Here is a 12,373-nt window from a genome sequence, read left to right on the forward strand (position 1 = left end):
TCGCTTTTGAATTGAGAACTGCTGCATTAACCCTAACTATATCGAATCGCCGGGTTTTCCCTGTACGATGAACGGTCGTCAAGATTGCTTCGCACATCTGCGGTTTCCCTGGGCTCAAGCCCGGGACGGAGCATTGAATATGTTGCATAATTTTTTGTCCAATAACCGCGGCGAGCTCGCCGCGCGTTGCCGCATTAAGGTGGGAAACCGTCCCGGTCGCTCAGCCACCGAGGCGCAACTCCAAAATGGCATCCCCTTGTTTCTGGACCAGTTGATCAGGACACTCCGGGTCGAGCAATCACCGCAGAGGCACAACAGTGAGCTCATTTCGGGGCCGGCCGGAGGCGGCGTTGCTCTCTCGGAAGTGAGCGTGTCGGCCGCCCAACACGGCAAGGACCTGTTGGCGTTGGGGCTCACTGTTGACCAGGTGGTGCACGACTACGGCGACCTTTGCCAGGCGATCACGGATTTGGCGGTGGAGCGCGATGCGCCTTTCGAGGTTGATGAATTCCGCACGCTGAACCGTTGCTTGGACAATGCCATTTCCGACGCCGTGACAGAGTTCAGCTATCAACGCGACGGCCTTAACGCCGCCCGCAGCAGCGACGAGTCCAATCAACAAATGGGTTTTTTCGCTCACGAGCTTAGAAATCTGCTTGGGACGGCCTCGTTGGCGTTCGCGGCTGTCAAAGCGGGCAACCTCAGTCTTACCGGCGCGACAGGTTCGGTTCTTGAGCGCAGCCTGGTCGGCATGGACAGATTGATCACGAATTCCATACAGGACGTTCGTTCAATCGAGCAAACCGAGGCTTTGGACGCGTTCTCCCTTGCCGGATTCATCCAGGAGATTGACGCCGCCGCCGCGCTCTCGGCCAGAATGTATGGCTGTTCGTTTCGGGTCCTTCCGGTTGACGCCGACCTCGCGCTTAGTGGGACGCGCGATTTGCTCATCGCCGCGGTGGCGAACTTGCTGCAGAACGGCTTCAAATTCACCGCTCCAGGCACCGAGGTGTTGCTGACGGCGTACGCGCAGGGCGATCGAATCCTTATCGATGTCAAGGATCATTGTGGCGGCTTGCCCGCCGGAGTGGCAAACTCCATGTTCTTGCCGTTTTCGCAGGCGGGAACAAACCGCACCGGGATCGGTCTCGGCCTGACCATCTCAAGACAGACTGTGGTATCGAATAACGGAACGCTGACAGTCCATAACCTCGAGGGGATAGGCTGTGTGTTCACCATCAGCCTGCCTCGCCACAGGATGCCGAGCTGATCGCGGCGAAAATATAGCCAAGCCAGGCGCTCCGATGTGGCCGGAAGGCGTGAGAGGCTGAGAGGCTGAGAGAAATTCAGCCCCTCGCACTAACTCCGCGCGAGAAATTCATGGCCGCCACGCCAAATCCGCAGCCACCACCTGTCATATTGTCCGCGTCCATCCGCCCAATCATCTGATGGCGCCAGAGCGCGTAGCACCCCGGGCGAAGCGAGCAGATCTGACATTGCCCCCCCCGCAGCGGGCTGCGGGAGGGCACTCCGCACGGAAGTGGGCGCTCACAAATTCATCGTGAAATGCGATCCGCCGGATGGTTGACGCCAGCATTGGTGCCGTCTCCAGTTCAAACGGGTTCACGCCCTCGAGGCAAGCCACGTTGTGGCCGTACCCGGCCGGGTTGGAACGTCGCTGGTGGTGGGTATAGATTCCACAGTGGGCGCAGCCAGAGGCACCGACGCGACCGCCGACCGACCACGCCATAGACGACGCCCGCATGCGGTTTCACACCGCTATTTCTTATAAATGTCCGTGTAAAAACCACTGGCGCGCAGTGTCAGTTTGACGGGCGCGTTGGTCTTGTTCGCCCAATACCAGCCATGCACGCCCGTGAACGGCGCTATCAGAGAACCGCTCGATTGGCTGACACCGTTTTCTTCGATGAAGCTTTCAAACTCGTCGCCCTTGGCGTTGACCGGTTCGCCATGGAAGTCGTGGTTGAGCGCTTCGCCGTTTGCGGTCTTCCACGAGTAGATCAGGGTCGCGCCCTTCGCCAGAAGGGTTTTGACTTCCAATCCTTTTCCCGCCGGAAGCGTAATCTCCTGCACATCGGAACGGTAGGCGACCGCCTGTTTCGACGCGATCGTCGCCGCGCGTTCCTCACCCGGGGCCGACACGGTCGACATTTTCGCCGCGCCGACGATTGGCGCCGCGGGTGCCGCCGCCGCCATCTCCGCCGGCGCGGGCGCCGGCGCCGCCCCCTCCGCCGGCGCGCCCGCCTCCGCGTGCATCGCGGTCAATCCGAGCGCCTTGCCGGCGCCGGTCGGATCGATCCCGTACTCGGCGGGCAATACGGCGATCGTCAAAATCACCCCGGCGACGGCTGCGGCGATCGCCATGCCGCGCAAAAGTTCTTTTTTAGGCGCAACGATGGCGCCACTCGATGGTTGTTGGGACATGTGCAACTCCTATTTACTGAGGAAACCGGTGAACTGGAAGCCCGCGAGGATGAACCCCGCGGTCATCAATGCGAAATTGCCCGCCAGGGCGTGGCGCGCGAAACTGGCCGTGGAGCGCCAGTAGCGCATCGCGACGAGGATCATGCCAAGCGCGAGCAACTGGCCGATCTCGACACCGACATTGAACGCGATCATGTTTGGCACAAGGCCATCGGCCGACAGCGCGAAGTCCTGGAGTTTTGTGGCAAGCCCGAGGCCGTGGAAAAAGCCGAAGATCAGCACCGCCGCCTTCTTGTTGGGCTGCACGCCAAAGACCGTCTTGAAGCCGCCCAGGTTGTCGAATGCCCGGTAGACGATCGACAGGCCGATGATCGCGTCGACCAGGTAGGCGTTGATGTGCCAGCCATTGAGCACGCCAAGCAGCAGCGTGGTGCTATGCCCGAGCGCGAACAGGGTCACGTACAGGCCGATGTCCTTCATCTTGTGGAGGAAGAAAATCACGCCACACAGGAACAGCAAGTGGTCGTAGCCGGTCACCATGTGTTTGGCGCCCAGGTACAGATAGGGCAGAAAGTGGACGCCGGTGGCGCCCTGGAGGAATCCCTTGTCCGACTCCGACACGCCGTGGGCGAATGCGCCGGCGGTCAGCATGCACAGGGCCAGGCCCAGCAGCCAGACCCATGGATGCAGGGGGCCGGACCATTGTTTTATCACTCTCACATCTGTCTCCTTCTAGGTGGTCCCGGCGCCGTGTGGCGCAGGAACAAAAATTCCGGCCGCGGCCGCTCCGGTCCTGTGGCTGCCGAAGCGCAGGTACAGCGCCGGCACGACAAACATGTTGAGCGCGGTCGACGACAGCAGGCCGAACAGGATCACGACGGCCATCGGCGCCTGGATCTCGCTGCCCGGCTCACCCGCGCTCAATGCCAGCGGCACCAGTGCCAGACCGGCGGCCAGGGCCGTCATGAGGATCGGCACCAGGCGCTCCTCGGCGCCACGCCGCACCGCGGCGAGCGGATCGGTGGCCTCGCCGCTGTCGAGCAAGTTCCGTATGTGCGAGATCAGCATCACGCCGTTGCGCGTCGCGATGCCGAACAGGGTGATAAAACCGATGATCGCCGCCACCGACAACACCCCGCCCGTCACGAACACGCCGACCACCCCGCCGATCATCGCCAACGGCAGATTGAGCATCACCAGCAGCGCGTCCCGGGTCGAGCGGAACGCCATGAACAGCAGCAGAAAAATACCGACCAGTACCACCGAGCCGAGCATCAGCAAGGTGCGCGACGCGGTTTCCGCCGATTCGAACTGGCCGCCGTACTCGACATGGTAGCCGACCGGCAGCTTCACCTCGGCCCGCACGCGTTGGCGCAACTCGTCGACCACGCCGGCGAGGTCGCGTCCGGACACGTTGGCCATGACCACGATCTTGCGCTGGACGTTCTCGCGCCCGATCAGGTTGGGGCCGCGGTCCTTGCTGATATCGGCAAGCGCCGACAATGGAAGACGCGCGCCCGAGGCCGTGGTGATGAGCGTCGCGTTGATCGCCTCGAGCGAAGCGCTGGCCGCCGGATCGAAGCGCACCGCCAGGTCGAAGCTGGTCTGGCCGTCGAGGATCTTCGACACCACCTGGCCGCCGAAGGCCGTCTCGATCGTCTCGGCCACCGTCCGGACCGACAGGCCGGCCCGCGCCAGCGCCTCGCGCTTGAACCGGATATTGACGAAAGGGATGTCGATTTGCTGCTCGACCGAAACGTCGACCGCGCCGCGCACGGTCTCGGCCACTGCCTTGACCTGTTCCCCCGCCCGGCGCAGCTCGTACAGATCGGCGCCAAGGATCTTGACGGCGATGTTCGCGCGGGTGCCCGACAGCATGTGGTCGATCCGGTGCGAGATCGGCTGGCCGATCACCACATTCATTCCCGGCAGCATGGCGAATTCCTTGCGCAGCGCCCCCAGCAATTCATCCTTGCTGCGCTTTTTCATGCTCAGGCTGACGTCGATCTCCGATGCGTTGATGCCCTGGTCGTGCGGGTCGAGCTCGGCGCGCCCGGTGCGGCGCGCCGTCGCGGTCACCTCGGGCTGGCTGAGCAATATCTGTTCGACCCGCAGCGCCATCCGGTCCGACGCGTCGAGCGCGGTTCCAGGCAGGGTGACGGCCGACACCGTCAAACTTCCCTCGTTGAAATCGGGCAGGAACGCGCGGCCCGCGAACGCCAGCGCGAACAGGGCGGCGGCCAGCATGGCGCCGCTGGCAAGCGCGACAGCGCGCCACCGGGACAGTACCTTGCCCAGCATGGTGGCGTAACCCCGCTTGAGGCTGTGCAAGAAACGCGGCTCCTGCTGGTTCGTGACGATCTTCGCATTTGGCAGCAGCCAAAGCGCGAGCACCGGCGTGACCGTCAGCGCCACGGCCAGCGAGGCGGCCAGCGCGACGACATAGGCGGAACCGAGCGGCACCATCAAACGCCCCTCGACGCCGGTCAGGAAGAACAGCGGCAGGAACACGAGCATGATGATCAATGTGGCGAACACGATCGAGCCCTGGATCTCGCGTGTGGCGTCGAGCACCACCCGCGCCGGCGTCAAGCGCAGCGCCGGCGCGCGCAAATTGTTCTCGCGCAGCCGCCGCACGATGTTCTCGACCACGATGATGGCGTCGTCGACCAGCGCGCCGAGGGCGATGGCCAGCCCGCCGAGCGTCATGGTGTTGATGGTCGCCCCCATCGCCTGCATCGTCAGCGTGGCCACCACCAGTGACAGCGGCAGCGCGACGAGCGTGATGGCGGTGGCGCGCGCCGACAGCAGGAAGCCGAACACGATGATGACCACGAGGATCGCGCCGTCACGCACGGCTTCAAGCAGGTTTTCAATCGAGGTCGAGATGAAATCGGCCTGGCGGAACACGCGGCTGTGGATTTTCATGCCCTTGGGCAGGGCCGCCTGCATGTCGTCGAACACGGCGTCGAGCCGCCCCGTCAGCTCCAGCGTGTTCGCCCCGGGTTGCTTCTGGATGCCGAGGATCACCGCGGGCTTGCCGCTGAACGAGCCGGTGCCCCGTTTGGCCGCCGCCCCTATCTTGACGGCCGCGACATGGCGCACCAGCACCGGCTGGCCGTTGCGTGTGGCCACGGCGGTATCGGCGATGTCGTCCGCGCCGCGGATCCGGCCCAGCCCCTGGATCAGATATTCCTGCGCGCCCTCGGTGTAGAAACCGGCCGAGGCGTTCTGGTTTGACGAGCGCAAGGCGTCGGTCACCTCGCCCAGCGTGATGCCGTAACTGGCCAGCCGCTCCGGTTGCACGACGACCTGGAATTGCTTGGTGTCGCCGCCGATGGGAATGACCTCCGCCACGCCGGGCACCGCCAGAATGCGCTTGCGCAGCACCCAATCGGCCGTTGTTTTGAGCTCCGTGGCCGCGTGGACGTCCGACGTGAGCGCCACGAACATGATCTCGCCCATGACGGATGCGACCGGCGCCATGACCGGCGTGGGCACGTCCGGGGGCAGCGCCGCGCGCGCCAGCTGCAGCTTCTCGGCGACGATCTGGCGGGCCAGATAGATGTCGGTGCCCCAGTCGAATTCGACCGTCACGATCGAAATGCCGACGTCGCTGACCGAGCGCACGCGGCGCACGCCGGAGGCGCCGTTCATCGCCGTTTCCACCGGAAACGTGACCTGGGCCTCCACTTCGGTCGGCGCCATGCCGTGCGCCTCGGTCACGACCGTGACCGCCGGGGCGGTCAAGTCGGGGAACACATCGACCGGCATGCGGCTCGTTTGCCAGCCGCCCCACAGCATCAACACAAGCGCGCCGAGCAGGATGAACAGGCGGTTCTTGAGGGACCATTCAATTATGTTGGAAATCATGCGCCCGCCTTAATGTGCATGGCCTTCGCCCATCGCGGCCGGGGTCGTAGCGGCGAGGCGGACCTGGTAAGCGCCTTTCGAGACGACGCGTTCGCCCGCGGCGACACCGCTTTTCACTGCAACCCAGTCGCCATCGCGCACGCCGAGCCGCACCTGGCGCCGTTCAAAGGCCTCGCCGTGCCGCAGCACATAGACCACCGGCACACCGTTGTCGTCGACCACGGCCGCGGCCGGTATGGCGAGCGACTCGATGCGCTTTCCCGCGAACACGCTGGTGCGGGCGGCCATGCCTATGCGCAGGCGTCGTTGCGGATTGGGAAACTCGAAGACCAGCGGCGCGGTGCGCGAAACCGGATCGATCACACCGCCAAAGCCGACGATGCGCCCGCCATGGCGCTCGTCGATCTCGAAGCTTGTATCGAAGCCGTCGACGCGGAAGGCGGCGCCCGTGGGCTCGCCGAGGCGCCCGATGTCGCTCTCGGCCACGCGCACCTCCAGCCACAGCCGGTCGGCATTGACAATATGGACGATCGGCTGGCCTTCGTTGATGAAGCCGCCCGGCGCCACGCCCACCTCGGCAACGGTGCCCGAGATGGGCGCGCGGATGGCGATGCCGCCGCCTGAGCCGCCGTCATTGCGGTACTGGCCGGCGCGCCGCTGGGCGCCCGTCAACTCGGCGCGCGCGAGGCTCTCCTCGTTGCGGGCGGCGATCACGCGCCGCTCCGGCACCGCCTCCTGCTTGTGCAGCGCCTCAAGGCGCTCGCGTTCACGTGCCGCCTGCTGGACACCCAGGCGGGCCTTTTGCATGGCCAGGTCCAGCGTGGCGATATCGGTGTCGCCACCCAAACGCGGCACCAGATAGGCGAGCAACTGGCCTTTTTTTACCACCATGCCGATTTGGGGAAACTGGCCCGCGGCGACCACCTGGCCGGCCGACACGGCGGTCAATTGGGCGTCCTGGTTGGCCGGCGCGCGCAAGGTGCCGGTGGCGGCCACGGACTCGCGCAAACTGCGCTTCCCAACCTCGCTGAGCGCGTATTCGGTTTTCCATTGCTGCTCTTTAAGGTAGGCGATCGCGCCGGGCGGCTCCGGCTTCTCGGCCGCTTGCGCCCTCAAAGCGCCCGCCTGGTCGGCAAAAACCGTCACCTCACCAAGGTCGTGCACCGAACTGCCTTGCGCAGTGTCCAACCTGAAAACGAGCTTTCGCGGGCCGGGGTATTTTGGTTTGGCGACGGGCCGGAAAATGCCGGGATTGGCCACACGGTCGACTGTGAATGTCTCGGTTGGCTGCTTGCCGCCCGACAGGGTAACGGTCACCTTGCCGGCCATGACGGGCCTGAAGTCGCTCAGCGTCGACAGATGCGCCGCGAAGGGCGATTCGTGTCCCACCGTCAGCGGCGGGAACTCGACAAACAATTCGGTGCGGTCGCTGAAATGGGTGAATGTGACCGGCTCCAGCTGCGCGCCCTCCTCCTTGGCCGTGGCTTCGGCGTGCCCGGCTTCGCCATGGCGGTCGCAACCGCCAATAAGCAATGCCCCCGCGACGATCAAGAGCGAGGCGAGCGCGCTTGCAGATTTCCGTCCCTGTGTAAGTTTGTTCATAGTTTGCCGTTCCCCGCGATAGTGTCCAATTCGATTGCCGCCCGCCGCGCGTTCCACCCCAACTCCAGGGCGCGCTGTTCCACCTCGAGGGCGGCCTTGTAGGCATCGAGCAATTCGAGAATGCTGCTCTCACCGCCCTGGTATGCGGCCTCGGCGATGCGCACCAATTCCCGCGAACCCGTTGTCGATTGCTCCCGGTAATCACGCGCGGCGGCGTTCAGCTGTTTCAGTTGCTGCCACAGGGCGCGCGCGTCCCCGTCGAGCCTGGTGCGAAGCAGTCGCGCCTCGCTGCGCGAGATGTCGGCTTGCGCGGCGGCGCGTTGCTGCCCGGTTTGACCGCGGTCGAAGAATGGCAATGGCACCGATACGCTGAGCACCGTGCCGCTGTCCCGGGCGCCGCCGTTTTCGGCGCTCTTCTGGCCGAGTCCGATGGTCACATCCGGGATCCAAGCGCGCCGGGCGGCCTGGCGGTCAAGCTCGGACGCGCCGGCACGCCGCTCGTGCGCGCGCAACGCCGGGCGCTGGTCTATCCGCGCCAACAACAATTCAAGGGCCTGCGGCTCGGGCGGGATCAAATCGCCCGCAGGCTCCGCCGGCGACGCGGGGTCGCCCGTCAGGGCCGCGAGCCGCAGCAGCGCCTTTTGATACTCCGCCTGCTCCACGCGCGACCGTGTTTGCGCCGTCATCCGTTCGAGCGCCATGCGGCGGCGGTCGTAGCCGGCCACCTCGCCGCCCTGATGGAGTTTCTTGACCGTCTCGGCGATCGCGGACATGCGCCGCTCCCAGTCGCCGGTCGCGGCCGCCAGCTTTTGCCTGTACAGCGCCTCGTAGAAGCGCTGGCGGATCTCGGCGGCGATCTCGACGCGGCGTTGCTCCGTGTCGGCCACGACCGCGGCCAGCCGTTCGCGCGCCGCATCGCGCCGCAGGCCGCGCTTGCCGCCGACGTCAAACTGCTGGGACAGCTCGATGGTGCGTTCGGTGTTTTGTCCAAGTGGGGACTTGATTGATTCGCGCCCGATGTCGAGGGTGGGATTAGCCCACCGGCCCGCCTCGGCGACATCGCTTCGCGCGGACGCCACGGTGGCCTCGATCAAGGTGGCGATGTCGGGACGGGCCAGCCCCAGGCGCACGCTGTCGTGCTCCGTCATCGGCGCGGGGCTCGAAGGGCTGGCGCCCCCAGGGGTCTGGGCCAGCGCCCCTTGCGACAGCAGCAGCATGCCGGCATACAGTGAGGCGGCCAACAAACGCCGATCACCGATCGGTTTTTTGGTGGCCACGGGACGTGGGGAGATTGGCATGGCGCGCATATCCGGTCTAGTGAACGAGGAAGCCGAGCAGGGACTCGGTCATGTGGTGAAGGGGGAGGACCAGCGCGATGAGGCCGGCCAAGGCCAGCGCCAACAGGGGCCGCGCATCGGAGTGCGACGATGGCCCGGCCGGCAGTGCGAGCAGGGCTTGGACACGGCACGGCACATTGCTGCCGACAAAATGGCTGACCGGCATCGGCAATACGGCAGCATCCCCGATGGGCGCCCATTGCGCGAACAGCTTCTCAACCTTGATGATGGTTTCGGCGACGGTGATGCGGTCGCCGCCGGTGTGCATGGCAGCGCGCTCATCGCATGCCTGCTCCGCCGCCATCGCCATTTCGGCGAGCAGGGTGCGGCGCAGGGACGGCAGATGCAGCCATGCACCAAACGAGGCGAGCAACTGGCGCAAGGCGTCCTGGCGCACGGCGTGCGCGCGCTCATGGGCGATCACAACCGCCAATTGCTGTGGTGTCAGGCGCGCAAGCAACTGCCTTGAGACGAACAGCTCCGGCATGCGCAGGCCGGCGGCAAAGGCCATGGGAGCGTCGAGCGCGACCACGTGAACGCCATGCACCTCGTCGCGATGGCTGAGCCGCATCAGGCGCGAAACCAATCGATGTGATCGCCAGACACCGTATGCCCATGCCGCCATCAAAGCGAGCGGCACGGCGCATCCGGCGATGGAGAGCAACATCAATACGCTCGCGCGCCCGATCATGGGCGGATGCAGCAGGCAAAGATGCGGGTGGTCGGGGTGCAGGTGGCAATGATCGGCGGCCAGACCGGCCAATGCCAGGAGCGACGGCGCGAAGCTGAGCAACAGAAAGGCGAACGAGCCAAGCAAGGGCGACATTGCGAACACGAACAGCATGTTCGCCCTCCTGTCGGGCGGCACCCCATCGAAGAATTTTTGCAGCGCCGGATAGCTCAGCGCGCAAACCAGCGATATCGCCAGCGCAAAAAGGACCGTCGCAAACACGCCGGCCTGGAACAATCCGCCATACTGATTTAGCAGCGCATTCATGGCGCCACCCCATCGTCCTGTTCGGCGCGCCGCGCCGCGATCAGCGCTTCCAGGCGGTCGAGGTTGGAGTGGTCTGCCCGGACGGCGAAATCGACAAACGCCGACAACATGGCGCCCGACTGCACCTGGCCGAGCGAACCGACCAGGCCCGCGATCATCGCCCCCATCAATTCCTCGCGCTGGACGCGCGCGGTGTACTGGTAGGCATGGCTGATCTTTTCGCGCGAGAGCAATTGCTTCCGGTGCAATCGCTCAAGCGTCGACTGCACGGTGTTCAAGGAGATGCTGCGCGCCACCCCGACACGGCTGTGCACCTCCTTTGCGTCGCCACAGGCGTGTTCCCACAAGTCCTCGAGGACGGCTTTTTCCAGGTCACCTAAGTTTGGGGGATGAGACGGTAGCACGGGCAATTCCATTTCGAGCGCGACGGGAATGTGCATTCTATCAAAAACCGATCGCCCGTCGGTTTTTAATGAAAATGGACGACATAACTGCCCGCCGCTTCACCGTTTTCCGCGTCACCGGGGAGCCGCGAGCGAAAGACGGGGCGATCCCACGCCGTGCTGCGGCTCACCGCACCCGAGTATGCGTCACCTATAGCGACGCCAGCAGATCCGACAGCACGCCGAAATCGACCGGCTTGACCAAGTGCCGGGCGAAGCCGGCCCCGATGCCGCGGGCCAGATCGTCGGCCTGGCCATAGCCCGACAAGGCGATAGCGAAAGGAATGTCCGCATCGGCGCTCGCACGCAGTTCGCGCATCAGGTCGTAGCCGGAAAGCCCGGGCAAGCCGATGTCGCAAATGAGAACGTCGAAACGCCGGGCGCGCGCCGCGGCCAGGCCGGCCGGGCCATCGAATGCCGTGACGACGGAATGCCCCTCGGCCAGCAGAAGCATTTCCAACATCTCACTGGCATCGCGATTGTCCTCGACCAGCAGTATGCTGTGGCGGCGGCCCTCCCCCCTTTGCGGCAATTGCGGCGCGGCGGCGCGTGGCTTGGGCGGGCACGGCAGGGTGACGGTGAACACGCTTCCGTGGCCAAGCCCCTCGCTGGACGCCTCGACGGTGCCGCCGTGCATTTCGACAACCTTGCGCACGACATTCAAGCCGATGCCCAGCCCCCCTTCGGATCGGGCCAGCGAACGCGGGCCTTGCGCGAACAATGAAAAAATATTCGGCAGGACATCGGCGGCAATACCTGCCCCGTTATCGGCGACCGTGATCTTCACCGTGTCGTCGGCGCGCCACGCGGTGAGCACGATCTTGCCGTGGTCGGGCGTGAACTTCGACGCGTTGACCAGAAGGTTGGAAACCACTTGCACCAGGCGTGTCGGGTCGGCATCGAGCATGATGTCCCCGGACGGCACGTGGAGCTCCATCAGCTGCCCGCGCGCGGCCACGCACGAGTGCACCGTCTCCATCGCCGTCGCCAGTTGGTCCGCCAGCACGATCGTCTGGCGCCGCAAGGTGATTTTTCCGCTGGTGATGCGTGCGGCATCGAGCAAGTCGTCGAGCAGATACGAGAGTTGTTTAACTTGACGGTCGATTATTGTCTGGACCTGCGACAGCTGTGGGGTCGGTTGCGCCAGTTTGGCAAGCATGCTCGCCGCCATGGCGATGGGCGCGAGCGGATTGCGCAACTCATGGGCGAGCATCGCCAGAAACTCACTCTGCCGATGGTTGACGGCCTGCGCCTCATCGCGCAGATACTGCGCGTCGATCGTGGCCAGCACCAGGTTCTCGTTGGCGGCACACAAAGCCTCGTTTTGCAGCAACAAGGCGTCGCGTTCCGAGGCCGCCATGCGAAGGCGGCCGATTTCTTCGACCAGCAGGAGCCGCTCCGCTTGCCAGGACGCCTCGGTCACTGGAACTTCGGCCTTGCGCCCATCCAGTCCGGAGGCCAGGAGTGAAAGCGGCTGGTCGGCGCTTTCCCCGCCCTCGGCGCAAGCGCGCCGGCCGTCAAAAAAAGACGTCCCGTCCCGACCGCCGCCTGCTGGCTCGGAAATCGCTGGCCGTCGATGGTGTGACATGTAGATTCCCTGCTTTTGTGCTGCCGCGGCTCGAATACCGAAAGTATCACTCCGATGGTAACAGGTCTGTTAGTTGGCGAACATAGGC

At 64.9% G+C, this 12,373-nt stretch carries 9 protein-coding genes; 1 reads left to right on the forward strand and 8 read right to left on the reverse strand.

What is annotated here, in order from left to right; translation table 11 throughout:
• Positions 1-139: 139 nt before the first annotated feature.
• Positions 140-1,270 (forward strand): sensor histidine kinase, encoded by a 1,131-nt coding sequence (locus tag C7C56_RS21660; RefSeq protein WP_181373294.1) that lies wholly within the window; start codon positions 140-142, stop codon positions 1,268-1,270.
• Positions 1,271-1,779: 509 nt separating this feature from the next.
• On the opposite strand, the gene C7C56_RS21670 is transcribed toward C7C56_RS21660, so the two are convergent.
• The 8 genes from C7C56_RS21670 to C7C56_RS21705 all read right to left on the reverse strand — a co-directional run bounded on the left by C7C56_RS21670 (position 1,780) and on the right by C7C56_RS21705 (position 12,285).
• Positions 1,780-2,445 carry a hypothetical protein gene (locus C7C56_RS21670; protein WP_146204596.1) on the reverse strand — a complete coding sequence of 222 codons (666 nt, stop codon included), beginning with the start codon at positions 2,443-2,445 and terminating at the stop codon, positions 1,780-1,782.
• A 9-nt stretch (positions 2,446-2,454) separates the two neighbouring features.
• A complete protein-coding gene (locus tag C7C56_RS21675) occupies positions 2,455-3,165 on the reverse strand; it encodes a HupE/UreJ family protein (protein WP_441295177.1) in 711 nt (236 codons plus the stop codon).
• 12 nt (positions 3,166-3,177) lie between these two features.
• Complete coding sequence (locus C7C56_RS21680; RefSeq protein WP_106759425.1) at positions 3,178-6,318, reverse strand: efflux RND transporter permease subunit; 3,141 nt, start codon at positions 6,316-6,318, stop codon at positions 3,178-3,180.
• A gap of 9 nt (positions 6,319-6,327) precedes the next feature.
• The gene (locus C7C56_RS21685) at positions 6,328-7,977 is read right to left on the reverse strand and encodes an efflux RND transporter periplasmic adaptor subunit (RefSeq protein WP_146204597.1); all 1,650 of its coding nucleotides are present in this window, start codon (positions 7,975-7,977) and stop codon (positions 6,328-6,330) included.
• Complete coding sequence (locus tag C7C56_RS21690) at positions 7,917-9,197, reverse strand: TolC family protein (protein ID WP_181373295.1); 1,281 nt, start codon at positions 9,195-9,197, stop codon at positions 7,917-7,919. The genes C7C56_RS21685 and C7C56_RS21690 overlap by 61 nt, the downstream gene beginning before the upstream one ends.
• Positions 9,198-9,234: 37 nt before the next feature.
• Positions 9,235-10,254: a M56 family metallopeptidase gene (locus tag C7C56_RS21695; RefSeq protein ID WP_106759428.1), complete on the reverse strand. Its 1,020-nt coding sequence runs from the start codon at positions 10,252-10,254 to the stop codon at positions 9,235-9,237.
• A complete protein-coding gene (locus C7C56_RS21700; protein ID WP_229458919.1) occupies positions 10,251-10,694 on the reverse strand; it encodes a BlaI/MecI/CopY family transcriptional regulator in 444 nt (147 codons plus the stop codon). Before C7C56_RS21700 ends, C7C56_RS21695 begins: the two co-directional genes overlap by 4 nt.
• Positions 10,695-10,848: 154 nt before the next feature.
• Positions 10,849-12,285, reverse strand: coding sequence for a hybrid sensor histidine kinase/response regulator (locus C7C56_RS21705; RefSeq protein ID WP_106759429.1), 1,437 nt, complete (start codon positions 12,283-12,285; stop codon positions 10,849-10,851).
• Positions 12,286-12,373: the final 88 nt, after the last annotated feature.

This window comes from Massilia glaciei (genome assembly GCF_003011895.2).
GTDB classification, from domain to species: Bacteria; Pseudomonadota; Gammaproteobacteria; order Burkholderiales; family Burkholderiaceae_D; genus Telluria_A; species Telluria_A glaciei.

Bases quoted from the DNA above. Each gene is read 5' to 3' on its own strand.
- C7C56_RS21660 (WP_181373294.1), top strand. From the start codon at position 140: ATGTTGCATAATTTTTTGTCCAATAACCGCGGCGAGCTCGCCGCGCGT.
- C7C56_RS21695 (WP_106759428.1), bottom strand. From the start codon at position 10,254: ATGAATGCGCTGCTAAATCAGTATGGCGGATTGTTCCAGGCCGGCGTG.
- C7C56_RS21670 (WP_146204596.1), bottom strand. From the start codon at position 2,445: ATGTCCCAACAACCATCGAGTGGCGCCATCGTTGCGCCTAAAAAAGAA.
- C7C56_RS21705 (WP_106759429.1), bottom strand. From the start codon at position 12,285: ATGTCACACCATCGACGGCCAGCGATTTCCGAGCCAGCAGGCGGCGGT.
- C7C56_RS21680 (WP_106759425.1), bottom strand. From the start codon at position 6,318: ATGATTTCCAACATAATTGAATGGTCCCTCAAGAACCGCCTGTTCATC.
- C7C56_RS21700 (WP_229458919.1), bottom strand. From the start codon at position 10,694: ATGCACATTCCCGTCGCGCTCGAAATGGAATTGCCCGTGCTACCGTCT.